Genomic DNA, 25,932 nt, shown 5'->3' on the forward strand with positions numbered 1-25,932 from the left:
GCGCATCTTATCGCACGAGGCTATCGTCGGTCGGGAAATAAGATACGCAACTGAATCTAAGGAGTGTTGTGAAGACTCAGACGCTCGATGCCATCCCCGCCGAAGCCAAGCGCGTCGCGATCGCCGTGATCGCGGGCCTCATCGCGCCGATCCTCGACACGACCATCGTGACCATCGGCTTCGACAACCTGACGACGGCGATGTCGGCGCCCGTCGGCACCGTCCAATGGACCAACACCGGCTACCTCCTGGCGTTGGCGGTCGCCGTGCCGCTCGCCGGATGGTCGGCGCTGCGCTTCGGCTCCCGGGCCGTCTGGCGCACCCTGTCCGCCTTCTTCCTCGGCTCGATCCTCTGCGCCGCGGCGTGGAACATCCAGGCGCTCATCGCCTTTCGTGTGCTGCAGGGACTCGGCGCGGGGCTGCTGTTCCCGTTGATGACGTCGGTTCTCGTCGCCGCGAGCGGCGGCCGCGCGCTCGGTCGCCTCGTCGCCCTGGTCAGTGTGCCGACGGCGCTCGGCCCGATCCTCGGACCGGTCGTCGGCGGCGTCATCCTGCACTGGCTCGACTGGCGCTGGCTGTTCCTCGTCAACGTCCCCGTGTGCCTGATCGCGCTCGCCCTGTCCGGCCGGATCCCCGACGACCGGTCGCCGGGCCGGACGCGCCTGGATTGGCTCGGACTGGCGCTCCTGGCGCCCGGGCTCGTCGGGGTGCTGCTCGGCCTGTCGAACATGCACGCCGGAATCGCCCGCGCCGACGTCCTCGTCCCCGCCGCGATCGGCGTCGCCCTGCTCGCCGCGTTCGTCGTCCGAGGAGCCCGGGCCGCCGGTCCCACCCTCGTCGACGTGCGGGTCTTCGCACGGCAGTCGGTGTGGTCGTCGTCGGTCGGACTGTTCTTCTTCGGCGTCACGTCGTTCGGCGCGATGCTCGCCCTTCCGCTGTACCTGCAGCAGGTCCGCGGGGAGACGGTTCTCGCCGCGGCGTTCGTGCTCGTGCCGCAGGGGATCGGTGCGCTCGTCAGCCGGACCGTCGGCGGACGTCTCACCGACGCGATCGGCGCGCGTTGGGTGGCGGTCGCCGGGTTCGCGGTGGTCGCCGCCGCGACCGTTCCGTTCGCCCTGGCCGACGAGTCCACCGGCCTGATCTGGCTGATGGCGGCCCTGTTCGTGCGCGGCCTCGGGCTCGGCGTGCTCATCAGTCCCGTCATGTCCGCGGCTTTCGTCGGCCTGCCCGCCGCGTACAAGCACGACGCGTCGATCCTCACGCGGACCTTCCAGCAGGTCGGCGGCTCGGTCGGCACGGCCGTCGTCGCCGTGGTCCTGACGGCGGGCTCGGCCGGAGTCGGCGGCTTCCGCGACGCGTTCTGGTGGACCGTGGCCCTGACCGCCCTCGGCGCGATGCTCGCGGTGCGGCTGCCGGGAACAACGGAGACCGCGCCCGCGTTGAAGCCCACGCACTGAACAACCGTATGGAGGCGACTCACTCATGCAGGTCGAGATCTGGACCGACGTCAACTGCCCGTTCTGCTATCTCGGGAAGAAGCGGTGCGCCGACGCGCTCGACGAGTTCGACGCCCGCGACCAGGTGTCGGTAGTCCACCGCTCCTTCGAGCTCGACCCGACCGTTCCCGCGGGCACGTCCGGCAGCGTCGTCGAGCACCTGGCGGAGAAGTACGTGTCGAACGCTCGAGCAGGCGGCCCAGGGCGAACGCCAGCTCGGCGCGGCCGCGGCCGAGGCGGGGTTGGAGTACGTGACGTCGGGCCGCGACTACGGCAACTCGTTCGACATGCACCGACTCCTCCACTGGGCCAAGGAACTCGGTCGTCAGGAGCAGATGCTCGACGCGCTGTATGTCGCGAACTTCGCCGAGCAGGCCCCGCTGTTCGGCGACACGGATCGCCTCGTCCAGGTCGCCGTCGACGCCGGTTTCACCGAGGCCGCAGTTCGCGAGGTGCTCGCGGACGAGACCCGATACGCCGACGACGTGCGGCGCGACGAGGCCCAGGCGCAGGAGTTCGGCGTCGGTGGTGTGCCGTTCTACGTCTTCGATCGCACGTACGCGGTGTCCGGAGCACAGCCGACGGAGGTGTTCGCCCAGGCCCTGGAGAAGGCGTGGGCCGGCCGTCGGGGGCCGACGCTCCTCGCCGACGGCCACGCCTGCGGACCCGACGGATGCGCCGTTCCCGACGCCTGACCATCGAAGTTGTGACGGGTCGGACGAACCGCTGCGATCGCCGAACTAGAAACAGGTTACTGTCGGATGCGTGGCACGCATGACCGATACCTCTGACGACAGCGGACGAGTGATCCTCGGTCTGGACGCCGCCGAACGCGCGGAGCGACGCCGCGAGGTCATCCTCGACACCGCGCTCGAGATGTTCGCGACCGACGGTGTCGCCAAGACCTCGATCGAAGCGCTCTGCCAGCGGGCTCTCGTCGGCAACAAGGCGTTCTACGAGCACTTCCGGTCGAAGCAGGAGTGTTACGTCGCGCTTCTCCGGCGGTGCACCGATCGGACCTTTTCCAGGGTCGTCGCGGCGATGCCCGACCGGCGACCAGTCCGAGGACGCGATGGTGCGCGCGCTCGTCGGGGCCCTCGCGCACGCGCTGATCGACGACCCGCGCGTCTCGATCGTCACGTTCGGGGTGGCGGGCGGCCTGACGGTGCAGGTGGACAAGCAGCGCCGCGAGAACCAGGCGCGCGGCGTCCAAGCTGGTCATCAGCGTCTGGGAGATGTACAACGACGACCTCCCTGAAGCGGTGGACTCGATAGCGCTGGCCGTCATCGGCGGCCTCTTCGGGCTCATCGGAGACGAACTCGACCGCGTCGACTACAGCCCGGATCCGCGGACCGTCGACCGACTCGTCGATCACATGGCCGAGTTCGTCCTCGCCGCCGGGCGCGGAATGCGCTGACTCGAGAACTTCGGCACTCGCAGCCGCGCTCAGCGCGGCCGCGAGTGCCGAAGTTCTCGACGGTCATGGCGCGACGTCGACGTACTCGGCGAACCCGTACTGATCGTGCGGTCCGATGACCGCGAACTCGAACAACCCGTCGCCGTGCGACTCGGCGTCGCCCTCGACGAGGGTGAAGTTCGCGTAGTGGTCCACGGGGCAGAACATCTTCATGGTCGGATCCAGCTCGGAGACCTTGTTGCGCAGCGCCTGGACCTTCTCGTCGCCCTGCCACATGCCGTGACGCCAGTCCTGCTCGAGCCCGTATCCGGTGCCGAAGCCGATGAAGTTCGCGACCTTCGGCGCGCAGCGCACCGAGATCGTCTCACCGGACGGCTTCACGAAACGCAGCGTGGCTCCGGACGGTTCACGCCCACCGGAGACGAACTCCACCTCGTGCTCCACCCGGCCGAGCCATTCCGGATCGCGTGCCGGATCGTTCCACACGCGCCGAGCGTCGCCCATGATCCGCTCGCCGGTCCGCAGCTCCTGCACGATGACCGTGATGACGTAGTCCTCGAACCGCATCACCGAGTAGATCCAGAAGAACGACGCGGCGTCGGTCTCGGCGGCGCGACGACCGGGCGGCTCCGCCTCGCCGACGGGCCGCACGCCCCACGAGCGGTCGCGGTTGCCGCGCCACGTGTCGGGCTGGACGTCGAAGTCCTCGCCGTCGACCGTCAACGAACCGGTCCAGCCGCCGGTCTGCACGAACCGCATGGTGTCGAAGGTGACCCGCTCCAACTGCCGCTGATAGTGCCGGGGTTCGAGGACGGCCGGGCCGTCGGCGTCGAAGACCAGGTCGAACGACACGTCGCCGTGGCCGGGCTCAAGCGACACCTGCAGTCGCTGCAGGCCGTCGAGGACCTTCACCGTCAGCGGTCCGACAGTGAGGTCGTTCCGGTTGTCGCCCAACGCTTTCGATGCCCGGACGACGATGTGATCGTCACCGTGTCTGACCACCGCGAAGCCGTCGACGACGCCGAGGTTCGGGTACACGCCGAGTCCGACGATCAGCCACGGCTCGGGGCTGTCGCCGCGCATGTCGCCGTGGCAGTTGAAGTAGTAGCGGTCGTAGAAGTTCCGGTCCGACGTCCCGACGTGCCGCACCACCTCGGCGACCTGGTGGATCGGGTAGTCGTCCATCTCGGACAGTGCGGAGCGGCTCATGCTTCTTCCGTTCCTCGAGCGGAGTCGAGAGGCCAGTAGGTGCCCGCCATCATCGCCTCGACGGTGGCGCGGTGCAGGATCATGTCGTCGGGGTCGGCGGGTTCGGCGGCCTGGCCGAAGTGGATGGCGCGGCAGTTGATCCGGAACATGATCACCGCGTGGACGAGCGCCGAGTAGGTGATGTAGAAGTCCAGGTCGCGTGGGGCGTAGCCGGTGAGGCGCTCGTACTCGGCCGTCACGTCGTCGCGGGTGAGGAAGTCGGGCAGGCCTTCGAGGGTCGCGAGTTCGGCGAGATCCTGGAAGAAGCGGTGGATGAAGATCATCCACGCGATGTCGAGTTCACGGGGACCGACGGTCGCCATCTCCCAGTCGAGGACGGCGACGGGCGCGAAGTCTCGGTACATGATGTTGCCGATGCGGGCGTCGCCCCAGGTGAGGACGGGTTCGGGCTCGTCTTTCGGGAAATTCTCGTCGACCCACGCGAAGGCGCGCTCGATGAGCGGCGCGCCCGCGCGGCCCTGCGCGGCCCAGTCGTAGAACTCGCGCAACCTGCGGATGTGTGCGCGCAGGGGGCTCTCCCCGTCGTTCGGGAGGGCGACTCCGACGGTCGGCAGTGGCGCGGCGTGCACCGCAGCGAGCACGCCGACGGATGCCGCGGTGAGCGCCCCGCGGTCGTCCGGAGCGGCTTCGGACACCCACGATCCGAAGGTGTACGGCATCACGTCCGGCGGGACGATGCCGTCGACCCGGCCCATCACGAAGAACGGAGCGCCGAGTGCTTCGGGATCCGGTTCGGACCACCACAGCGGCGGAAGGGGGACGTCGGTGTGCTCGGCGACGTGGCGGATCAGCTGGAACTGCCCGTCGAGGTCGTACGACGGGAACACCGGGTCGCTGTCGGGCATCGGTGCGACTCGCACGACGAGGTCGTGGTCGGCTCCGCGTAGGCGTGCGGTGGCGAGGAGGGTCTCACTCGACATCCCGTTGGCCGAGGGCAGGTCGACGCTCAGGACGGCCGCGTCGGCGCCCTCGTGGCTCTTGAGCCAGGAGTCGAGCCTCTCGCGGAGCCATTCGGGATCGCGCTGGGATTCGCTTGGGCGCGCTACCTGCGCACTCTCGTTGTCTGTGATCGGTGACACATCGAGATTAGAACAGGTTCCATGCCAAGTTGTCGAGGTTCACGTGGCACGAATTCAACCCTTCCGTCGTTAAGTTTCGAGTGATAACTTAACTGCGATAACCGAGTTCTCTTCGATTGACGGAGGTCGTCGTGCTCACTCGAATGACGCAGCGGATCATCGCCGCGCCCAAGCTCGTCCTGACATTGACCGTGGTGGTCCTGGCACTCTGCGGCGCCTACGGCCTCGGTGCGGCCGACAAGATGCTCGCGGGCGGATACGAGGACCCGGGAGCCGAATCGAGTCACGCGCGCGACGTGCTGGCCGATGAGTTCGCGCAGGGCGGCATGCAATTCGTCATCAAGCTGGACGCTCGCCCCGGCACAGACGCGACCACCGACCCGCAGGTGATCGCCGCCCGCGACGAGATCCTGGCGATCCTCGACGGGAAGGCCACGGCGACGGGTGGCTATGTCGAGCAGCCGATCCTGACCGTCTGGAACTCGCCGAACCTGGCGGGCGAACTGCTGAGCACGGACCGCTCGTCCACCCAGATCGTCACGGCGATCTCCGGCGGCGACGAGCACGCGCCGGCCAACGCGAAGGAACTGGCAGATCTCATCGGCTCCGAGCGGCACGGCGTGCGGATCCAGACGGGCGGCATGGCGCTGGTCTACGGCGACATCAACGCGCAGACCACGAAAGACCTCGCCATCGCCGAAGCGATCGCCATCCCGATCAGCTTCCTCCTGCTCATCGTGGTGTTCGGCGGGGTCGTGGCGGCCGCGCTCCCGGTCCTCGTCGGCGGCGCGGCGATCGTCGGCACCCTGGCTCTCCTGCGCCTGATCGCGGGTTTCGCCGATGTGTCGATCTTCGCGCTGAACCTGACGACGGCGATGGGCCTGGCCCTGGCGATCGACTACACGCTGCTCATCGTGACCCGATATCGGGAAGAGGTGGACGGCGGTCTGGACCGTCGTGCGGCGATCGTCCGTACGCTCGACACCGCGGGGCGCACGGTGGCGTTCTCGGCGGTCACCGTCGCGTTGTCGCTGGCCGCGCTCGCGATCTTCCCCATGTACTTCCTCCGTTCGTTCGCCTACGCGGGCGTCGGCGTGGTGATCGTCGCCCTCATCGCGGCGCTCGTCATCACTCCCGCGCTCCTCGTCCTGCTCGGCGACCGCATCGACTCCCTCGACGTCCGCAAGGCGTTCCGCCGCCTGCGTTCCCGCGGTTCCCGGCCGTCGGGTGACCCCTCCGGCTCGTCGAACAGCCCCTCCGGCTCGTCGAGCGGAGTCGAGACGACGCCCGCGATCGAGGACACCGGGTGGTACCGCATGGCGCAGGCCGTGCTGCGGCGCGCGGTGCCGGTCGCGATCGTCGTCCCCGTGTTCCTGCTCGTCCTCGGTGCCCCGTTCCTGTCCCTGAAGTTCGGCTTCCCCGACGAGCGGGTGCTCCCGAAGGACGCGGCCGTCCACTCGATGGCCGACGAGACGCGCGCCGAGTACACGCAGACGCCGGGTGGGACTGCGGTCGCCGTCGTCGAAGGCGGGGTGCGGGCCGACCAGATCGCGCGGTACGCGGCCGATCTGTCGAAGGTCGACGACGTCACCGCCGTCACCTCGCCGGTCGGGACGTTCGTCCACGGCAGGCAGGTGGCCCCGAGCGACCCGCGGGACAGCCGGAACGGGGTGGCGCTGCTGAACGTCTCGTCGAGCCTGGAACCGATGGGCGACGCGGGACAGGATCAGGTGGTCGCGTTGCGCGCGGTGCGCAAGCCCGACGGCGCGACGGTCTCGTTCACCGGCTTCGCGGCGATGAACCACGACGTGGTCGACGCGATGTTCCGGTACCTGCCGTGGGTCCTGATCATCATCGCGGTCGCCACCTACGTGCTGCTGTTCCTGTTCACCGGCAGCGTGTTCCTGCCGCTCAAGGCGCTGGTGTTGAACGTCCTGTCGTTGTCGGCGACGTTCGGTGCGATGGTGTGGATCTTCCAGGAGGGACACCTCGGTGGATTCGACACCACCCCGCAGGGCTATCTCGTGGCGACGATGCCGATCCTCATGTTCTGCATCGCGTTCGGACTGTCGATGGACTACGAGGTGTTCCTGCTCGGGCGCATTCGGGAGGAGTGGCTCAAGTCCGACCGCACCAAGGCGGCGAACGACCACGCCGTCGCGGTCGGCCTCGCCCGGACAGGTCGCGTGGTCACGGCTGCCGCCCTGCTGATGGCGATCGTCTTCGCGGGCATCGCGGCGTCGGAGGTGTCGTTCATGCGGATGTTCGGCGTCGGCCTCACGCTCGCCGTCCTGATGGACGCGTCGATCATCCGCATGCTGCTGGTCCCGGCGTTCATGCGGCTCGCGGGCCTGTGGAACTGGTGGGCTCCGCCGCCGCTGCGCAGGCTGCACGATCGCGTCGGATTGACGGAGGAGTGATGGCTCCCCGTCCCCGCTCCCCGCGTGGTTCGGGCGAGCAGCTCGCCGACGAGATCATCGCCGCGACCACCGATCTGCTGATGGAGCTCGGCAGCGGCGACGCAGTGTCGATCCGGGCCGTCGCACAGCGGGTCGGCGTCACGCCGCCGTCCATCTACCTCCACTTCCAGGACAAGGACGCATTGCTCGACGCGGTCTGCGCGCACTACTACGAGCGGTTCGACGACGTCATGATGGCCGCGGGCGAGGGCATCGACTACCTGTGGGAAAGGGCCGTCGCACAGGGGATCGCCTATGTCCGTTTCGCGATCGAGAACGAGGTGGTCTTCCGGACGACGTTCGCTCGCGTCACCGAGGCCGGGGAGCCGACGCTCACCGACGAGGTGCTGCTGTCGTCGGCGTTCGGACACATCCGGGAGACCATCGAAGAGGGGATGGCGACGGGTCTGATCGCGCCCGGCGATCCGGTGCCCGTCGTCATGCAGGTGTGGTCGGTCGCGCACGGCGTCGCCTGCCTGATGGTCACGAAGCCGGGGCTGCCGTGGGGCGATGACCTGTCCACCGCGGAAGGGGTGATGCGCGCCGTCTGCACCGGTTTGAGTCAAGTACCGGTAAACTGGGAACACAGCGGGTCCGACGTTCGTTGAACGATCGAACCAGACGTCATCCGCACGACTCGTCTAAAGGAGCCCACAGTGCGCGAGAGCAGTAATCCGATCATGCGAGGCGTGGTCCGCGAGAACCAGCCGGCCAACAACGGCGGTTACGCGACCTTCGGCACCGGCATGGCAGGCGCCGGTCAGGGCGCCATGACCTACGGCCAGCAGCAGTACGGCCAGCAGTACACACAACCCGGGTACCAGCCGCAGGCGGGCACCCGCCCGATGACGATCGACGACGTCGTCACCAAGACGGCGATGACGCTCGGCACGGTCATCCTGTTCGCCGTCGCCACCTACGTCGTCATCAGCGGCCGCGGCACGATGGAGTCGCAGCTCGCGATCGCGGGCCCGATCATGGGCGTCGGCGCCATCGGCGGCCTCGTCCTCGTCCTCATCGCGAGCTTCGGTCGCAAGCAGGACAACCCGGCGATCGTCCTGTCGTACGCGGCGTTCGAGGGCCTGTTCGTCGGCGCGATCTCGTTCGTGTTCGGGAACCTTGTGGTCAGCGACGTCAACGCGGGCGTCCTGATCGGGCAGGCAGTCCTCGGCACGCTCGGCGTCTTCGTCGGCATGCTGATCGTCTACAAGGTCGGAGCCATCCGCGTCACCCCGCGTTTCACGCGGATGATCACCGCGGGCATCTTCGGTGTCCTCGTGCTCGTGATCGGCAACCTGGTCATCGGCTTCTTCAACGGCGGATCGGGCCTCGGCCTGCGTGACGGCGGTCCGATCGCGATCATCTTCTCGCTGGTCTGCATCGGCCTCGCGGCGTTCTCGTTCCTCATCGACTTCGATTCGGCCGATCAGCTGATCCACGCTGGCGCACCGGCGAAGGCATCGTGGGGCGTGGCCCTCGGCCTCACCGTCACCCTCGTGTGGCTGTACGTCGAGATCCTCCGCCTGCTGAGCTACCTCAACAGCGACTAGTCTCACGTCCTTCTCGACTGCCGCATCGGTTCCGACCGGTGCGGCAGTCGTCGTCTGTGCCAACGTAACTCACTTGCACTCGGTGCAGGTTCGGGGTTTCCTAGTCCGGTGAAACGAACGGACTACACAATCATCGGAACGCTGATCGTCGCGACGTTCGTCGTGATCCTCAACGAGACGGTGATGAGCGTCGCGCTCCCCGTCCTGCAGTCCGATCTCGGCGTCCCGCCGAGCCAGGGCCAATGGCTGACGACGATCTTCATGCTCACCATGGCGGTCGTCATCCCGCTGACCGGCTTCCTGATCCAGATGTTCGGGACGCGGACCATGTTCATCGTCGCGATGACGCTGTTCACCGTCGGCACCGCGATCGCCGTGATCGCGCCCGGCTTCGCCGTGCTGCTGATCGCCCGCGTGGTGCAGGCACTCGGCACGGCGGTGATGCTGCCGTTGCTGATGACCACGGTCATGACGCTGGTCCCCGAGGAACGACGCGGCGTGATGATGGGCAACATCTCGGTGGTCATCGCCGTCGCCCCTGCTCTCGGTCCGACGATGTCGGGCCTGGTCCTCGACCACTTCAGCTGGCGTTGGGTGTTCGGTGTCGTGCTGCCGTTCGCGGTGATCGCGACGGTCGTGGGCGCCAAGTTCGTCCGGCCGGTCGGGGAGCGGTCGTCGGCGCCCATCGACTTCCTGTCCATCCCGCTCGCGGTGTTCGGCTTCGGCGGCTTCGTCTACGGTCTCGTCGCCATCGGCGAATCGGCCGACGGCAAGGCGGCCATGCCGATCTGGATCCCGTTCGTCGTCGGTGCGATCGGTCTGGCGGCGTTCATCGGACGTCAGCTCCAACTCCAGCGCGAGGACCGCGCCCTGCTCGATCTGCGGGTGTTCGCGTCGAAGCCGTTCACGCTGTCGGTGATCCTGGTGGTCGTCGCCATGGCGACGATGATGGGCACGTTCATCGTCGTTCCGTTGTTCGCGCACAACGTCCTCGGGATGAGCCCGCTGACGACCGGTCTGATCACCCTGCCCGGCGGCATCCTGATGGGAGTGTCGTCGCCGCTGATCGGCAAGATCTACGACGCCCGCGGTCCCCGGCTCCTCGTGATCGGAGGAACACTGCTGATCGCGTGCGCCGTCTGGCTCATGACGACGGTCACCACGGCGACGTCGTTCTGGCTGCTCACCGCGGCGAACATGGTGCTGTGCATCGGTCTCGCGGCCACGTTCACCCCGCTGATGACGCTGGCTCTCGGTTCGCTGAAGCCTGCCCTGTACTCACACGGTTCGGCCGCGCTCGGCACCCTGCAACAGGTGGCGGGCGGTGCGGGCACCGCGTTGTTCATCACCATCGTCACCGTGGTGTCCAAGAGCGGCGCCGAGGCGGGCGACTCGGCCGCGGTCGCCATGACCGACGGCGTCCGGACGGTGTTCCTGACCGCGGGCTGCCTGAGCATCGTGCTCGTCGCTCTCGGACTCCTGGTCAGGGCCCCGAAGCCGGTGGAGCACGACGTCAGCCTCGCGCCGTCACACTAGAGTCCTACAGAGCCGCCGCAAGCAGGTGGAACGCGGCGGTGGTCGCCAGACGTCGGACGCTGTCGCGGTCACCGGGGAACAGCCGGGTCACGGTGACCGTCTCCCGGCCCGCGACCGCGACGCCGAAGCACACGGTGCCGACGGGTTTGCCGGGCCGGGCGCCGTCCGGTCCCGCGATGCCGGTGGTCGACACCGCGATGTCGGCGCCCGTCACCCGACGGGCGCCCTCGGCCATCGCCGCGGCCACGGGTTCGCTGACCGCACCGAGCTCGGCGATCAACTCGGCGGGCACGCCGAGCACACCGGTCTTCACCTCGTTCGAGTAGGAGACGACGCCGCCGAGCAGGTAGGCGGATGAGCCCGCGCGGTCGGTGAGACGCGCCGCCACCATCCCGCCCGTGCACGACTCCGCCGTCGCGACGGTCCGCCCGTTCAGACGGGACACCAGAAGATCGTCGATGGTCGAGGCGTCGGTGGAGAACACCTTGTCGCCGTGGCGTGCGATGAGAAGATCAGCGAGAGCGTCGTACGTGGCGGACGCCGTGCCGTCGAATCGACTGACGATCTCCAGCTCGCCTCCGCGCATGCACGTGGTGACCTCTACATCCGCGAGGCCGGGGACGGCATCGTCGGCCTCACGCAGGGTGACGGCGAGATCGGGCTCGGACAAGCCGTACGCGCGGATGGTGCGCTGCTCGCCGATCACACGGCCGCTGATCGCCTCGACGACGGCGTCGGTGCGGACCGCGGTGGGCCACATCGCCTGCAATTCGTGCGGCGGACCGGGCAGGACGAGCACCGCGGGCCGACCGTCCGCGGCGGGCACGGCCACACCCGGCGCGGTGCCGGTCGGTGGAATCGCCCGCGCGCCGACGGGGACCAGTGCCTGCTTGTCGATGGCGGCGACCAGGGCGTCGGGCAGCGTCGCATCGGCCGGGACCTGCCGCCACGTGCGGATCACGGTGTCGATGGTCTGTCGGATCTGAGGGTCCTGCCGCAGCGGCAGCCCCGCGAACTCGGCGACGGTCGCGACGGTGAGATCGTCGGCGGTGGGGCCGAGGCCGCCCGTCGTCACGATCAGGTCCACGCCGTCGGCCGCGAGGAACCGCAATTGGGCGAGGAGGTCGGCCGGGCGGTCGCCGCAGATCGTGAGGTGAGCGACGTCCACCCCGAGGTCGGCGAGCCGTCCGGACACCCATGGACCGTTCTTGTCCGTGATCCAGCCGCTCAGAACTTCAGTGCCAGTGACGACTATCCCCGCGCGTGTACTCACATCTCACGAGAGTACGCGCGCGGGGATGGTCAGGCCCTCACTCCTCGGGTCGCGGTTCCCGAGCGCGTTCGAGTCGATTCCCGAGCGCAGTCGAGTCGGTTCCCGAGCGCAGTCGAGGGATCAGCCGAGGCTGAACGGCTTGCCGTAGGTGGTGATGTTGCCCTTGAAGGTGTCGGTCGAGACCTGAACCTTGACCAGCGCGCGAGCGGAGGCGTGTCCGGCGCAGCCGTCGACGCTGAAACGCTCCTGGCTGTAGGCGAGACCGCCGCGCCCGTCGGCGAAGCTGATGCTGTTGACTTCGTCGCCGTCGACCGAGGCGCGGATGACCGGGTAGAAGCCGGCCTCGCCCGGGCCGAGGGTGAAGCCGCCGGACGGCGTCACGGAGACGTCGCCGCTGGCGAGCAGGTCGCTGGTCTCGGCGCCTGCGCTGGCGCCGAAGTTCAGCTGGCAGCCGACGAGGTAGCCGGCGGTGAGCGTCGCGCCCTTGATGTCGCGGAGGTGGTGACGGCGATCTTGCCCGAGACCAGTGCCTCGCGGCTGGTCGGGATGTTGGTGACGGCACGCGAGATGGTGGCCGACTCGTCGTACAGGCGGATGGTGACACTGTTGCCGTCGCCGAGGTCCTTGTGCTTGAACGATCCGGGGAGCTTGCCTGCGTCGGCGTGACCGGCGCTGAGGCCAGCTCAGTGCCATGGCGGCTGCGCCTGCGAGACCGGCGACGGCGAGGATGCGGGAGTTCTTCTTCATGTCTGGTGTTCCTTAGCGGTTCGTCGTCGAGGTCAGGAGAGGCTGAAGGGCTGCCGTACAGGGTGGACTGCACGAAGCCGCTGTTGCCGGAGATGGCGCCGTCTTCGGCGGTGAAGCCGTCGGCCGCGAGGAACCTGGACAACCGAGCGGGCCGACGGCTTCCCGCCGAAGACACGGCTCCGATCTCCGGCAACAGCGGCTTCGTGCAGTCCACCCTGTACGGCAAGCCCTTCAGCCTCTCCTGACCTCGACGACGAACCGCTAAGGAAACACCAGACATGAAGAAGAACTCCCGCATCCTCGCCGTCGCCGGTCTCGCAGGCGCAGCCGCCATGGCACTGAGCGGCCTCAGCGCCGGTCACGCCGACGCAGGCAAGCTCCCCGGATCGTTCAAGCACAAGGACCTCGGCGACGGCAACAGTGTCACCATCCGCCTGTACGACGAGTCGGCCACCATCTCGCGTGCCGTCACCAACATCCCGACCAGCCGCGAGGCACTGGTCTCGGGCAAGATCGCCGTCACCACCTCCGGCGACATCAAGGGCGCGACGCTCACCGCCGGCTACCTCGTCGGCTGCCAGCTGAACTTCGGCGCCAGCGCAGGCGCCGAGACCAGCGACCTGCTCGCCAGCGGCGACGTCTCCGTGACGCCGTCCGGCGGCTTCACCCTCGGCCCGGGCGAGGCCGGCTTCTACCCGGTCATCCGCGCCTCGGTCGACGGCGACGAAGTCAACAGCATCAGCTTCGCCGACGGGCGCGGCGGTCTCGCCTACAGCCAGGAGCGTTTCAGCGTCGACGGCTGCGCCGGACACGCCTCCGCTCGCGCGCTGGTCAAGGTTCAGGTCTCGACCGACACCTTCAAGGGCAACATCACCACCTACGGCAAGCCGTTCAGCCTCGGCTGATCCCTCGACTGCGCTCGGGAACCGACTCGACTGCGCTCGGGAATCGACTCGAACGCGCTCGGGAACCGCGACCCGAGGAGTGAGGGCCTGACCATCCCCGCGCGCGTACTCTCGTGAGATGTGAGTACACGCGCGGGGATAGTCGTCACTGGCACTGAAGTTCTGAGCGGCTGGATCACGGACAAGAACGGTCCATGGGTGTCCGGACGGCTCGCCGACCTCGGGGTGGACGTCGCTCACCTCACGATCTGCGGCGACCGCCCGGCCGACCTCCTCGCCCAATTGCGGTTCCTCGCGGCCGACGGCGTGGACCTGATCGTGACGACGGGCGGCCTCGGCCCCACCGCCGACGATCTCACCGTCGCGACCGTCGCCGAGTTCGCGGGGCTGCCGCTGCGGCAGGACCCTCAGATCCGACAGACCATCGACACCGTGATCCGCACGTGGCGGCAGGTCCCGGCCGATGCGACGCTGCCCGACGCCCTGGTCGCCGCCATCGACAAGCAGGCACTGGTCCCCGTCGGCGCGCGGGCGATTCCACCGACCGGCACCGCGCCGGGTGTGGCCGTGCCCGCCGCGGACGGTCGGCCCGCGGTGCTCGTCCTGCCCGGTCCGCCGCACGAATTGCAGGCGATGTGGCCCACCGCGGTCCGCACCGACGCCGTCGTCGAGGCGATCAGCGGCCGTGTGATCGGCGAGCAGCGCACCATCCGCGCGTACGGCTTGTCCGAGCCCGATCTCGCCGTCACCCTGCGTGAGGCCGACGATGCCGTCCCCGGCCTCGCGGATGTAGAGGTCACCACGTGCATGCGCGGAGGCGAGCTGGAGATCGTCAGTCGATTCGACGGCACGGCGTCCGCCACGTACGACGCTCTCGCTGATCTTCTCATCGCACGCCACGGCGACAAGGTGTTCTCCACCGACGCCTCGACCATCGACGATCTTCTGGTGTCCCGTCTGAACGGGCGGACCGTCGCGACGGCGGAGTCGTGCACGGGCGGGATGGTGGCGGCGCGTCTCACCGACCGCGCGGGCTCATCCGCCTACCTGCTCGGCGGCGTCGTCTCCTACTCGAACGAGGTGAAGACCGGTGTGCTCGGCGTGCCCGCCGAGTTGATCGCCGAGCTCGGTGCGGTCAGCGAACCCGTGGCCGCGGCGATGGCCGAGGGCGCCCGTCGGGTGACGGGCGCCGACATCGCGGTGTCGACCACCGGCATCGCGGGACCGGACGGCGCCCGGCCCGGCAAACCCGTCGGCACCGTGTGCTTCGGCGTCGCGGTCGCGGGCCGGGAGACGGTCACCGTGACCCGGCTGTTCCCCGGTGACCGCGACAGCGTCCGACGTCTGGCGACCACCGCCGCGTTCCACCTGCTTGCGGCGGCTCTGTAGGACTCTAGTGTGACGGCGCGAGGCTGACGTCGTGCTCCACCGGCTTCGGGGCCCTGACCAGGAGTCCGAGAGCGACGAGCACGATGCTCAGGCAGCCCGCGGTCAGGAACACCGTCCGGACGCCGTCGGTCATGGCGACCGCGGCCGAGTCGCCCGCCTCGGCGCCGCTCTTGGACACCACGGTGACGATGGTGATGAACAACGCGGTGCCCGCACCGCCCGCCACCTGTTGCAGGGTGCCGAGCGCGGCCGAACCGTGTGAGTACAGGGCAGGCTTCAGCGAACCGAGAGCCAGCGTCATCAGCGGGGTGAACGTGGCCGCGAGACCGATGCACAGCACCATGTTCGCCGCGGTGAGCAGCCAGAACGACGTCGCCGTGGTGACCGTCGTCATGAGCCAGACGGCGCACGCGATCAGCAGTGTTCCTCCGATCACGAGGAGCCGGGGACCGCGGGCGTCGTAGATCTTGCCGATCAGCGGCGACGACACTCCCATCAGGATGCCGCCGGGCAGGGTGATCAGACCGGTCGTCAGCGGGCTCATCCCGAGGACGTTGTGCGCGAACAACGGAACGACGATGAACGTGCCCATCATCGTCGCCATGGCGACGACCACCAGGATCACCGACAGCGTGAACGGCTTCGACGCGAACACCCGCAGATCGAGCAGGGCGCGGTCCTCGCGCTGGAGTTGGAGCTGACGTCCGATGAACGCCGCCAGACCGATCGCACCGACGACGAACGGGATCCAGATCGGCATGGCCGCCTTGCCGTCGGCCGATTCGCCGATGGCGACGAGACCGTAGACGAAGCCGCCGAAGCCGAACACCGCGAGCGGGATGGACAGGAAGTCGATGGGCGCCGACGACCGCTCCCCGACCGGCCGGACGAACTTGGCGCCCACGACCGTCGCGATCACCGCGAACGGCAGCACGACACCGAACACCCAACGCCAGCTGAAGTGGTCGAGGACCAGGCCCGACATCGTCGGACCGAGAGCAGGGGCGACGGCGATGACCACCGAGATGTTGCCCATCATCACGCCGCGTCGTTCCTCGGGGACCAGCGTCATGACCGTGGTCATCAGCAACGGCAGCATCACCGCCGTGCCGAGTGCCTGCACCACGCGGGCGATCAGCAGCACGGCGAAGCCGGGCGCGATCACGGCGATCGCGGTGCCGACGGTGAACAGCGTCATCGCGACGATGAACATGGTCCGCGTCCCGAACATCTGGATCAGGAAGCCGGTCAGCGGGATGACGACCGCCATGGTGAGCATGAAGATCGTCGTCAGCCATTGGCCCTGGCTCGGCGGGACGCCGAGATCGGACTGCAGGACGGGGAGCGCGACGCTCATCACCGTCTCGTTGAGGATCACGACGAACGTCGCGACGATCAGCGTTCCGATGATTGTGTAGTCCGTTCGTTTCACCGGACTAGGAAACCCCGAACCTGCACCGAGTGCAAGTGAGTTACGTTGGCACAGACGACGACTGCCGCACCGGTCGGAACCGATGCGGCAGTCGAGAAGGACGTGAGACTAGTCGCTGTTGAGGTAGCTCAGCAGGCGGAGGATCTCGACGTACAGCCACACGAGGGTGACGGTGAGGCCGAGGGCCACGCCCCACGATGCCTTCGCCGGTGCGCCAGCGTGGATCAGCTGATCGGCCGAATCGAAGTCGATGAGGAACGAGAACGCCGCGAGGCCGATGCAGACCAGCGAGAAGATGATCGCGATCGGACCGCCGTCACGCAGGCCGAGGCCCGATCCGCCGTTGAAGAAGCCGATGACCAGGTTGCCGATCACGAGCACGAGGACACCGAAGATGCCCGCGGTGATCATCCGCGTGAAACGCGGGGTGACGCGGATGGCTCCGACCTTGTAGACGATCAGCATGCCGACGAAGACGCCGAGCGTGCCGAGGACTGCCTGCCCGATCAGGACGCCCGCGTTGACGTCGCTGACCACAAGGTTCCCGAACACGAACGAGATCGCGCCGACGAACAGGCCCTCGAACGCCGCGTACGACAGGACGATCGCCGGGTTGTCCTGCTTGCGACCGAAGCTCGCGATGAGGACGAGGACGAGGCCGCCGATGGCGCCGACGCCCATGATCGGGCCCGCGATCGCGAGCTGCGACTCCATCGTGCCGCGGCCGCTGATGACGACGTAGGTGGCGACGGCGAACAGGATGACCGTGCCGAGCGTCATCGCCGTCTTGGTGACGACGTCGTCGATCGTCATCGGGCGGGTGCCCGCCTGCGGCTGGTACCCGGGTTGTGTGTACTGCTGGCCGTACTGCTGCTGGCCGTAGGTCATGGCGCCCTGACCGGCGCCTGCCATGCCGGTGCCGAAGGTCGCGTAACCGCCGTTGTTGGCCGGCTGGTTCTCGCGGACCACGCCTCGCATGATCGGATTACTGCTCTCGCGCACTGTGGGCTCCTTTAGACGAGTCGTGCGGATGACGTCTGGTTCGATCGTTCAACGAACGTCGGACCCGCTGTGTTCCCAGTTTACCGGTACTTGACTCAAACCGGTGCAGACGGCGCGCATCACCCCTTCCGCGGTGGACAGGTCATCGCCCCACGGCAGCCCCGGCTTCGTGACCATCAGGCAGGCGACGCCGTGCGCGACCGACCACACCTGCATGACGACGGGCACCGGATCGCCGGGCGCGATCAGACCCGTCGCCATCCCCTCTTCGATGGTCTCCCGGATGTGTCCGAACGCCGACGACAGCAGCACCTCGTCGGTGAGCGTCGGCTCCCCGGCCTCGGTGACGCGAGCGAACGTCGTCCGGAAGACCACCTCGTTCTCGATCGCGAAACGGACATAGGCGATCCCCTGTGCGACGGCCCTTTCCCACAGGTAGTCGATGCCCTCGCCCGCGGCCATCATGACGTCGTCGAACCGCTCGTAGTAGTGCGCGCAGACCGCGTCGAGCAATGCGTCCTTGTCCTGGAAGTGGAGGTAGATGGACGGCGGCGTGACGCCGACCCGCTGTGCGACGGCCCGGATCGACACTGCGTCGCCGCTGCCGAGCTCCATCAGCAGATCGGTGGTCGCGGCGATGATCTCGTCGGCGAGCTGCTCGCCCGAACCACGCGGGGAGCGGGGACGGGGAGCCATCACTCCTCCGTCAATCCGACGCGATCGTGCAGCCTGCGCAGCGGCGGCGGAGCCCACCAGTTCCACAGGCCCGCGAGCCGCATGAACGCCGGGACCAGCAGCATGCGGATGATCGACGCGTCCATCAGGACGGCGAGCGTGAGGCCGACGCCGAACATCCGCATGAACGACACCTCCGACGCCGCGATGCCCGCGAAGACGATCGCCATCAGCAGGGCGGCAGCCGTGACCACGCGACCTGTCCGGGCGAGGCCGACCGCGACGGCGTGGTCGTTCGCCGCCTTGGTGCGGTCGGACTTGAGCCACTCCTCCCGAATGCGCCCGAGCAGGAACACCTCGTAGTCCATCGACAGTCCGAACGCGATGCAGAACATGAGGATCGGCATCGTCGCCACGAGATAGCCCTGCGGGGTGGTGTCGAATCCACCGAGGTGTCCCTCCTGGAAGATCCACACCATCGCACCGAACGTCGCCGACAACGACAGGACGTTCAACACCAGCGCCTTGAGCGGCAGGAACACGCTGCCGGTGAACAGGAACAGCAGCACGTAGGTGGCGACCGCGATGATGATCAGGACCCACGGCAGGTACCGGAACATCGCGTCGACCACGTCGTGGTTCATCGCCGCGAAGCCGGTGAACGAGACCGTCGCGCCGTCGGGCTTGCGCACCGCGCGCAACGCGACCACCTGATCCTGTCCCGCGTCGCCCATCGGTTCCAGGCTCGACGAGACGTTCAGCAGCGCCACCCCGTTCCGGCTGTCCCGCGGGTCGCTCGGGGCCACCTGCCTGCCGTGGACGAACGTCCCGACCGGCGAGGTGACGGCGGTGACGTCGTCGACCTTCGACAGATCGGCCGCGTACCGCGCGATCTGGTCGGCCCGCACCCCGCCTTCGACGACGGCGACCGCAGTCCCACCCGGCGTCTGCGTGTACTCGGCGCGCGTCTCGTCGGCCATCGAGTGGACGGCCGCGTCCTTCGGGAGCACCCGCTCGTCGGGGAAGCCGAACTTCAGGGACAGGAACGGGGCACCGAGGACGAGCAGGAACACGGGGACGACGATCGCGACCGGCACCGCGCGCCGCAGCACGGCCTGCGCCATGCGGTACCACCCGGTGTCCTCGATCGCGGGCGTCGTCTCGACTCCGCTCGACGAGCCGGAGGGGCTGTTCGACGAGCCGGAGGGGTCACCCGACGGCCGGGAACCGCGGGAACGCAGGCGGCGGAACGCCTTGCGGACGTCGAGGGAGTCGATGCGGTCGCCGAGCAGGACGAGGAGCGCGGGAGTGATGACGAGCGCCGCGATGAGGGCGACGATCACCACGCCGACGCCCGCGTAGGCGAACGAACGGAGGAAGTACATGGGGAAGATCGCGAGCGCGGCCAGCGACAACGCGACGGTGACCGCCGAGAACGCCACCGTGCGCCCCGCGGTGTCGAGCGTACGGACGATCGCCGCACGACGGTCCAGACCGCCGTCCACCTCTTCCCGATATCGGGTCACGATGAGCAGCGTGTAGTCGATCGCCAGGGCCAGGCCCATCGCCGTCGTCAGGTTCAGCGCGAAGATCGACACATCGGCGAAACCCGCGATCAGGCGCAGGAGAGCCAGGGTGCCGACGATCGCCGCGCCGCCGACGAGGACCGGGAGCGCGGCCGCCACGACCCCGCCGAACACCACGATGAGCAGGAGGAAGCTGATCGGGATGGCGATCGCTTCGGCGATGGCGAGGTCTTTCGTGGTCTGCGCGTTGATGTCGCCGTAGACCAGCGCCATGCCGCCCGTCTGGATCCGCACGCCGTGCCGCTCGGAGCCGATGAGATCTGCCAGTTCCTTCGCGTTGGCCGGCGCGTGCTCGTCGCCGCCGGAGATCGCCGTGACGATCTGGGTGGACGAGCGGTCCGTGCTCAGCAGTTCGCCCGCCAGGTTCGGCGAGTTCCAGACGGTCAGGATCGGCTGCTCGACATAGCCACCCGTCGCCGTGGCCTTCCCGTCGAGGATCGCCAGGATCTCGTCGCGGGCGGCGATCACCTGCGGGTCGGTGGTCGCGTCTGTGCCGGGGCGAGCGTCCAGCTTGATGACGAATTGCATGCCGCCCTGCGCGAACTCATCGGCCAGCACGTCGCGCGCGTGACTCGATTCGGCTCCCGGGTCCTCGTATCCGCCCGCGAGCATCTTGTCGGCCGCACCGAGGCCGTAGGCGCCGCAGAGTGCCAGGACCACCACGGTCAATGTCAGGACGAGCTTGGGCGCGGCGATGATCCGCTGCGTCATTCGAGTGAGCACGACGACCTCCGTCAATCGAAGAGAACTCGGTTATCGCAGTTAAGTTATCACTCGAAACTTAACGACGGAAGGGTTGAATTCGTGCCACGTGAACCTCGACAACTTGGCATGGAACCTGTTCTAATCTCGATGTGTCACCGATCACAGACAACGAGAGTGCGCAGGTAGCGCGCCCAAGCGAATCCCAGCGCGATCCCGAATGGCTCCGCGAGAGGCTCGACTCCTGGCTCAAGAGCCACGAGGGCGCCGACGCGGCCGTCCTGAGCGTCGACCTGCCCTCGGCCAACGGGATGTCGAGTGAGACCCTCCTCGCCACCGCACGCCTACGCGGAGCCGACCACGACCTCGTCGTGCGAGTCGCACCGATGCCCGACAGCGACCCGGTGTTCCCGTCGTACGACCTCGACGGGCAGTTCCAGCTGATCCGCCACGTCGCCGAGCACACCGACGTCCCCCTTCCGCCGCTGTGGTGGTCCGAACCGGATCCCGAAGCACTCGGCGCTCCGTTCTTCGTGATGGGCCGGGTCGACGGCATCGTCCCGCCGGACGTGATGCCGTACACCTTCGGATCGTGGGTGTCCGAAGCCGCTCCGGACGACCGCGGGGCGCTCACCGCGGCATCCGTCGGCGTGCTCGCTGCGGTGCACGCCGCGCCACTGCCGACCGTCGGAGTCGCCCTCCCGAACGACGGGGAGAGCCCCCTGCGCGCACACATCCGCAGGTTGCGCGAGTTCTACGACTGGGCCGCGCAGGGCCGCGCGGGCGCGCCGCTCATCGAGCGCGCCTTCGCGTGGGTCGACGAGAATTTCCCGAAAGACGAGCCCGAACCCGTCCTCACCTGGGGCGACGCCCGCATCGGCAACATCATGTACCGAGACTTCGCGCCCGTCGCCGTCCTCGACTGGGAGATGGCGACCGTCGGTCCCCGTGAACTCGACATCGCGTGGATGATCTTCATCCACCGCTTCTTCCAGGATCTCGCCGAACTCGCGACCCTCGAAGGCCTGCCCGACTTCCTCACCCGCGACGACGTGACGGCCGAGTACGAGCGCCTCACCGGCTACGCCCCACGCGACCTGGACTTCTACATCACCTACTCGGCGCTCGTCCACGCGGTGATCATGTTCCGGATCAACTGCCGCGCCATCCACTTCGGCCAGGCCGCCGAACCCGCCGACCCCGACGACATGATCCTGCACCGCGCCACCGTCGAGGCGATGATGGCGGGCACCTACTGGCCTCTCGACTCCGCTCGAGGAACGGAAGAAGCATGAGCCGCTCCGCACTGTCCGAGATGGACGACTACCCGATCCACCAGGTCGCCGAGGTGGTGCGGCACGTCGGGACGTCGGACCGGAACTTCTACGACCGCTACTACTTCAACTGCCACGGCGACATGCGCGGCGACAGCCCCGAGCCGTGGCTGATCGTCGGACTCGGCGTGTACCCGAACCTCGGCGTCGTCGACGGCTTCGCGGTGGTCAGACACGGTGACGATCACATCGTCGTCCGGGCATCGAAAGCGTTGGGCGACAACCGGAACGACCTCACTGTCGGACCGCTGACGGTGAAGGTCCTCGACGGCCTGCAGCGACTGCAGGTGTCGCTTGAGCCCGGCCACGGCGACGTGTCGTTCGACCTGGTCTTCGACGCCGACGGCCCGGCCGTCCTCGAACCCCGGCACTATCAGCGGCAGTTGGAGCGGGTCACCTTCGACACCATGCGGTTCGTGCAGACCGGCGGCTGGACCGGTTCGTTGACGGTCGACGGCGAGGACTTCGACGTCCAGCCCGACACGTGGCGCGGCAACCGCGACCGCTCGTGGGGCGTGCGGCCCGTCGGCGAGGCGGAGCCGCCCGGTCGTCGCGCCGCCGAGACCGACGCCGCGTCGTTCTTCTGGATCTACTCGGTGATGCGGTTCGAGGACTACGTCATCACGGTCATCGTGCAGGAGCTGCGGACCGGCGAGCGGATCATGGGCGACGCTCGGCGCGTGTGGAACGATCCGGCACGCGATCCGGAATGGCTCGGCCGGGTGGAGCACGAGGTGGAGTTCGTCTCCGGTGGGCGTGAACCGTCCGGAGCCACGCTGCGTTTCGTGAAGCCGTCCGGTGAGACGATCTCGGTGCGCTGCGCGCCGAAGGTCGCGAACTTCATCGGCTTCGGCACCGGATACGGGCTCGAGCAGGACTGGCGTCACGGCATGTGGCAGGGCGACGAGAAGGTCCAGGCGCTGCGCAACAAGGTCTCCGAGCTGGATCCGACCATGAAGATGTTCTGCCCCGTGGACCACTACGCGAACTTCACCCTCGTCGAGGGCGACGCCGAGTCGCACGGCGACGGGTTGTTCGAGTTCGCGGTCATCGGACCGCACGATCAGTACGGGTTCGCCGAGTACGTCGACGTCGCGCCATGACCGTCGAGAACTTCGGCACTCGCGGCCGCGCTGAGCGCGGCTGCGAGTGCCGAAGTTCTCGAGTCAGCGCATTCCGCGCCCGGCGGCGAGGACGAACTCGGCCATGTGATCGACGAGTCGGTCGACGGTCCGCGGATCCGGGCTGTAGTCGACGCGGTCGAGTTCGTCTCCGATGAGCCCGAAGAGGCCGCCGATGACGGCCAGCGCTATCGAGTCCACCGCTTCAGGGAGGTCGTCGTTGTACATCTCCCAGACGCTGATGACCAGCTTGGACGCCGCGCGCCGGTTCTCGCGGCGCTGCTTGTCCACCTGCACCGTCAGGCCGCCCGCCACCCCGAACGTGACGATCGAGACGCGCGGGTCGTCGATCAGCGCGTGCGCGAGGGCCCCGACGAGCGCGCGCACCATCGCGTCCTCGGACTGGTCGCCGGTCGGCATCGCCGCGACGACCCTGGAAAAGGTCCGATCGGTGCACCGCCGGAGAAGCGCGACGTAACACTCCTGCTTCGACCGGAAGTGCTCGTAGAACGCCTTGTTGCCGACGAGAGCCCGCTGGCAGAGCGCTTCGATCGAGGTCTTGGCGACACCGTCGGTCGCGAACATCTCGAGCGCGGTGTCGAGGATGACCTCGCGGCGTCGCTCCGCGCGTTCGGCGGCGTCCAGACCGAGGATCACTCGTCCGCTGTCGTCAGAGGTATCGGTCATGCGTGCCACGCATCCGACAGTAACCTGTTCTAGTTCGGCGATCGCAGCGGTTCGTCCGACCCGTCACAACTTCGATGGTCAGGCGTCGGGAACGGCGCATCCGTCGGGTCCGCAGGCGTGGCCGTCGGCGAGGAGCGTCGGCCCCCGACGGCCGGCCCACGCCTTCTCCAGGGCCTGGGCGAACACCTCCGTCGGCTGTGCTCCGGACACCGCGTACGTGCGATCGAAGACGTAGAACGGCACACCACCGACGCCGAACTCCTGCGCCTGGGCCTCGTCGCGCCGCACGTCGTCGGCGTATCGGGTCTCGTCCGCGAGCACCTCGCGAACTGCGGCCTCGGTGAAACCGGCGTCGACGGCGACCTGGACGAGGCGATCCGTGTCGCCGAACAGCGGGGCCTGCTCGGCGAAGTTCGCGACATACAGCGCGTCGAGCATCTGCTCCTGACGACCGAGTTCCTTGGCCCAGTGGAGGAGTCGGTGCATGTCGAACGAGTTGCCGTAGTCGCGGCCCGACGTCACGTACTCCAACCCCGCCTCGGCCGCGGCCGCGCCGAGCTGGCGTTCGCCCTGGGCCGCCTGCTCGAGCGTTCGACCGTACTTCTCCGCCAGGTGCTCGACGACGCTGCCGGACGTGCCCGCGGGAACGGTCGGGTCGAGCTCGAAGGAGCGGTGGACTACCGACACCTGGTCGCGGGCGTCGAACTCGTCGAGCGCGTCGGCGAACCGCTTCTTCCCGAGATAGCAGAACGGGCAGTTGACGTCGGTCCAGATCTCGACCTGCATGAGTGAGTCGCCTCCATACGGTTGTTCAGTGCGTGGGCTTCAACGCGGGCGCGGTCTCCGTTGTTCCCGGCAGCCGCACCGCGAGCATCGCGCCGAGGGCGGTCAGGGCCACGGTCCACCAGAACGCGTCGCGGAAGCCGCCGACTCCGGCCGAGCCCGCCGTCAGGACCACGGCGACGACGGCCGTGCCGACCGAGCCGCCGACCTGCTGGAAGGTCCGCGTGAGGATCGACGCGTCGTGCTTGTACGCGGCGGGCAGGCCGACGAAAGCCGCGGACATGACGGGACTGATGAGCACGCCGAGCCCGAGGCCGCGCACGAACAGGGCCGCCATCAGCCAGATCAGGCCGGTGGACTCGTCGGCCAGGGCGAACGGAACGGTCGCGGCGGCGACCACCGCGAACCCGGCGACCGCCACCCAACGCGCGCCGATCGCGTCGGTGAGACGTCCGCCGACGGTCCGGCTGACGAGCGCACCGATCCCCTGCGGCACGAGCACGAACGCCGCGGCGAGAACCGTCTCCCCGCGGACCTGCTGCAGGTACAGCGGAAGGGCGAGCATCGCGCCGAACGACGTGACGCCGAAGAAGAACAGTCCGACCGACGACGACCACACCGACTGCCGTGCGAAGACCCGCACGTCGACGAGGGTGGGACCGGCGGCCCGGGCTCCTCGGACGACGAACGCGGCGAGCAGGGCGACGCCGATCGCGGCGGGGACGAGGACGTCGGCGCGGGCGATTCCGGCGTGCATGTTCGACAGGCCGAGCAGCACCCCGACGAGCCCGGGCGCCAGGAGCGCCAGTCCGAGCCAATCCAGGCGCGTCCGGCCCGGCGACCGGTCGTCGGGGATCCGGCCGGACAGGGCGAGCGCGATCAGGCACACGGGGACGTTGACGAGGAACAGCCAGCGCCAGTCGAGCCAGTGCAGGATGACGCCGCCGACGACCGGTCCGAGGATCGGGCCGAGCGCCGTCGGCACACTGACCAGGGCGACGAGGCGACCGAGCGCGCGGCCGCCGCTCGCGGCGACGAGAACCGACGTCATCAACGGGAACAGCAGCCCCGCGCCGAGTCCCTGCAGCACACGAAAGGCGATGAGCGCCTGGATGTTCCACGCCGCGGCGCAGAGGATCGAGCCGAGGAAGAAGGCGGACAGTCCGGTGCGCCAGACGGCCCGGGAGCCGAAGCGCAGCGCCGACCATCCGGCGAGCGGCACGGCGACGCCAACGCCAGGAGGTAGCCGGTGTTGGTCCATTGGACGGTGCCGACGGGCGCCAGACATCGCCGTCGTCAGGTTTGTCGAAGCCGATTGTCACGAATGGTCGTGTCGAGGACGGCGCGATGAGGCCCGCGATCACGGCGATCGCGACGCGCTTGGCTTCGGCGGGGATGGCATCGAGCGTCTGAGTCTTCACAACACTCCTTAGATTCAGTTGCGTATCTTATTTCCCGACCGACGATAGCCTCGTGCGATAAGATGCGC

At 68.4% G+C, this 25,932-nt stretch carries 23 protein-coding genes and 2 pseudogenes; 14 read left to right on the forward strand and 11 right to left on the reverse strand.

Annotation, left to right across the window (positions count from 1 at the left end):
* Positions 1 to 68 precede the first annotated feature (68 nt).
* The 5 genes and pseudogenes from GYB83_RS23195 to GYB83_RS23210 all read left to right on the forward strand — a co-directional run bounded on the left by GYB83_RS23195 (position 69) and on the right by GYB83_RS23210 (position 2,914).
* Entirely contained in the window at positions 69 to 1,457 is a 1,389-nt protein-coding gene (locus GYB83_RS23195; RefSeq protein WP_161897688.1) for a DHA2 family efflux MFS transporter permease subunit, read from the forward strand.
* Between the two features lie 25 nt (positions 1,458 to 1,482).
* Positions 1,483 to 2,191 (forward strand): annotated as a pseudogene (locus tag GYB83_RS24200) (DsbA family oxidoreductase).
* A 181-nt stretch (positions 2,192 to 2,372) separates the two neighbouring features.
* Positions 2,373 to 2,432, forward strand: a pseudogene (locus GYB83_RS24205) (hypothetical protein); the annotation flags it as partial.
* 136 nt (positions 2,433 to 2,568) lie between these two features.
* Positions 2,569 to 2,754, forward strand: coding sequence for a hypothetical protein (locus GYB83_RS23765; RefSeq protein ID WP_228461820.1), 186 nt, complete (start codon positions 2,569 to 2,571; stop codon positions 2,752 to 2,754).
* On the forward strand, positions 2,732 to 2,914 hold the full coding sequence (locus tag GYB83_RS23210; RefSeq protein ID WP_161897694.1) for a hypothetical protein: 183 nt from the start codon (positions 2,732 to 2,734) through the stop codon (positions 2,912 to 2,914). The genes GYB83_RS23765 and GYB83_RS23210 overlap by 23 nt, the downstream gene beginning before the upstream one ends.
* Before the next feature lie 63 nt (positions 2,915 to 2,977).
* On the opposite strand, the gene GYB83_RS23215 is transcribed toward GYB83_RS23210, so the two are convergent.
* Positions 2,978 to 4,123 (reverse strand): Rv3169 family protein, encoded by a 1,146-nt coding sequence (locus tag GYB83_RS23215; protein WP_161894678.1) that lies wholly within the window; start codon positions 4,121 to 4,123, stop codon positions 2,978 to 2,980.
* Positions 4,120 to 5,262, reverse strand: a complete 1,143-nt coding sequence (locus tag GYB83_RS23220; protein ID WP_161894677.1) for a phosphotransferase family protein — start codon at positions 5,260 to 5,262, stop codon at positions 4,120 to 4,122. Before GYB83_RS23220 ends, GYB83_RS23215 begins: the two co-directional genes overlap by 4 nt.
* Positions 5,263 to 5,393: 131 nt before the next feature.
* Between GYB83_RS23220 and GYB83_RS23225 the strand changes: the two genes are divergently transcribed.
* The 4 genes from GYB83_RS23225 to GYB83_RS23240 all read left to right on the forward strand — a co-directional run bounded on the left by GYB83_RS23225 (position 5,394) and on the right by GYB83_RS23240 (position 10,807).
* Complete coding sequence (locus tag GYB83_RS23225; protein WP_161894676.1) at positions 5,394 to 7,682, forward strand: MMPL family transporter; 2,289 nt, start codon at positions 5,394 to 5,396, stop codon at positions 7,680 to 7,682.
* Entirely contained in the window at positions 7,682 to 8,329 is a 648-nt protein-coding gene (locus GYB83_RS23230; RefSeq protein ID WP_161894675.1) for a TetR/AcrR family transcriptional regulator, read from the forward strand. The genes GYB83_RS23225 and GYB83_RS23230 overlap by 1 nt, the downstream gene beginning before the upstream one ends.
* A 48-nt stretch (positions 8,330 to 8,377) precedes the next feature.
* Complete coding sequence (locus GYB83_RS23235; RefSeq protein WP_161894674.1) at positions 8,378 to 9,271, forward strand: Bax inhibitor-1/YccA family protein; 894 nt, start codon at positions 8,378 to 8,380, stop codon at positions 9,269 to 9,271.
* Between the two features lie 108 nt (positions 9,272 to 9,379).
* Positions 9,380 to 10,807 carry an MDR family MFS transporter gene (locus tag GYB83_RS23240; RefSeq protein WP_161897691.1) on the forward strand — a complete coding sequence of 476 codons (1,428 nt, stop codon included), beginning with the start codon at positions 9,380 to 9,382 and terminating at the stop codon, positions 10,805 to 10,807.
* A gap of 4 nt (positions 10,808 to 10,811) precedes the next feature.
* Here the strand turns inward: GYB83_RS23240 and GYB83_RS23245 are convergent, their stop codons facing one another.
* Entirely contained in the window at positions 10,812 to 12,080 is a 1,269-nt protein-coding gene (locus GYB83_RS23245; protein ID WP_161897695.1) for a competence/damage-inducible protein A, read from the reverse strand.
* Positions 12,081 to 12,200: 120 nt separating this feature from the next.
* Positions 12,201 to 12,827 (reverse strand): MspA family porin, encoded by a 627-nt coding sequence (locus GYB83_RS24020; RefSeq protein ID WP_443093437.1) that lies wholly within the window; start codon positions 12,825 to 12,827, stop codon positions 12,201 to 12,203.
* A gap of 62 nt (positions 12,828 to 12,889) precedes the next feature.
* On the opposite strand from GYB83_RS24020, the gene GYB83_RS23445 reads away from it, so the two are divergent.
* The 3 genes from GYB83_RS23445 (at position 12,890) to GYB83_RS23260 (ending at position 15,121) form a co-directional block, all read left to right on the forward strand.
* Positions 12,890 to 13,072, forward strand: a complete 183-nt coding sequence (locus GYB83_RS23445) for a hypothetical protein (RefSeq protein WP_186349881.1) — start codon at positions 12,890 to 12,892, stop codon at positions 13,070 to 13,072.
* A gap of 33 nt (positions 13,073 to 13,105) precedes the next feature.
* Positions 13,106 to 13,732, forward strand: a complete 627-nt coding sequence (locus GYB83_RS23255) for an MspA family porin (RefSeq protein WP_161897696.1) — start codon at positions 13,106 to 13,108, stop codon at positions 13,730 to 13,732.
* A 120-nt stretch (positions 13,733 to 13,852) separates the two neighbouring features.
* A complete protein-coding gene (locus tag GYB83_RS23260) occupies positions 13,853 to 15,121 on the forward strand; it encodes a competence/damage-inducible protein A (RefSeq protein WP_161897695.1) in 1,269 nt (422 codons plus the stop codon).
* A 4-nt stretch (positions 15,122 to 15,125) separates the two neighbouring features.
* Here the strand turns inward: GYB83_RS23260 and GYB83_RS23265 are convergent, their stop codons facing one another.
* The 4 genes from GYB83_RS23265 to GYB83_RS23280 all read right to left on the reverse strand — a co-directional run bounded on the left by GYB83_RS23265 (position 15,126) and on the right by GYB83_RS23280 (position 20,539).
* Complete coding sequence (locus tag GYB83_RS23265) at positions 15,126 to 16,553, reverse strand: MDR family MFS transporter (RefSeq protein ID WP_161897691.1); 1,428 nt, start codon at positions 16,551 to 16,553, stop codon at positions 15,126 to 15,128.
* A gap of 108 nt (positions 16,554 to 16,661) precedes the next feature.
* Positions 16,662 to 17,555: a Bax inhibitor-1/YccA family protein gene (locus tag GYB83_RS23270; RefSeq protein WP_161894674.1), complete on the reverse strand. Its 894-nt coding sequence runs from the start codon at positions 17,553 to 17,555 to the stop codon at positions 16,662 to 16,664.
* A gap of 48 nt (positions 17,556 to 17,603) precedes the next feature.
* The gene (locus GYB83_RS23275; protein WP_161894675.1) at positions 17,604 to 18,251 is read right to left on the reverse strand and encodes a TetR/AcrR family transcriptional regulator; all 648 of its coding nucleotides are present in this window, start codon (positions 18,249 to 18,251) and stop codon (positions 17,604 to 17,606) included.
* Complete coding sequence (locus tag GYB83_RS23280; protein ID WP_161894676.1) at positions 18,251 to 20,539, reverse strand: MMPL family transporter; 2,289 nt, start codon at positions 20,537 to 20,539, stop codon at positions 18,251 to 18,253. The genes GYB83_RS23275 and GYB83_RS23280 overlap by 1 nt, the downstream gene beginning before the upstream one ends.
* Before the next feature lie 131 nt (positions 20,540 to 20,670).
* Between GYB83_RS23280 and GYB83_RS23285 the strand changes: the two genes are divergently transcribed.
* Together GYB83_RS23285 and GYB83_RS23290 are read left to right on the forward strand one after the other, a co-directional pair.
* A complete protein-coding gene (locus GYB83_RS23285) occupies positions 20,671 to 21,813 on the forward strand; it encodes a phosphotransferase family protein (protein WP_161894677.1) in 1,143 nt (380 codons plus the stop codon).
* Positions 21,810 to 22,955 (forward strand): Rv3169 family protein, encoded by a 1,146-nt coding sequence (locus GYB83_RS23290; RefSeq protein ID WP_161894678.1) that lies wholly within the window; start codon positions 21,810 to 21,812, stop codon positions 22,953 to 22,955. The genes GYB83_RS23285 and GYB83_RS23290 overlap by 4 nt, the downstream gene beginning before the upstream one ends.
* A 63-nt stretch (positions 22,956 to 23,018) precedes the next feature.
* Here the strand turns inward: GYB83_RS23290 and GYB83_RS23295 are convergent, their stop codons facing one another.
* The 3 genes from GYB83_RS23295 to GYB83_RS23305 form a co-directional block, all read right to left on the reverse strand.
* Positions 23,019 to 23,660 (reverse strand): TetR/AcrR family transcriptional regulator, encoded by a 642-nt coding sequence (locus GYB83_RS23295; RefSeq protein ID WP_161894679.1) that lies wholly within the window; start codon positions 23,658 to 23,660, stop codon positions 23,019 to 23,021.
* A 78-nt stretch (positions 23,661 to 23,738) separates the two neighbouring features.
* Positions 23,739 to 24,446 carry a DsbA family oxidoreductase gene (locus GYB83_RS23300; RefSeq protein ID WP_161894680.1) on the reverse strand — a complete coding sequence of 236 codons (708 nt, stop codon included), beginning with the start codon at positions 24,444 to 24,446 and terminating at the stop codon, positions 23,739 to 23,741.
* Between the two features lie 25 nt (positions 24,447 to 24,471).
* Positions 24,472 to 25,665 (reverse strand): DHA2 family efflux MFS transporter permease subunit, encoded by a 1,194-nt coding sequence (locus GYB83_RS23305; protein WP_267130348.1) that lies wholly within the window; start codon positions 25,663 to 25,665, stop codon positions 24,472 to 24,474.
* Between the last annotated feature and the right edge of the window lie 267 nt (positions 25,666 to 25,932).

Source organism: Gordonia spumicola, assembly GCF_009932475.1.
GTDB lineage: Bacteria > Actinomycetota > Actinomycetes > Mycobacteriales > Mycobacteriaceae > Gordonia > Gordonia spumicola.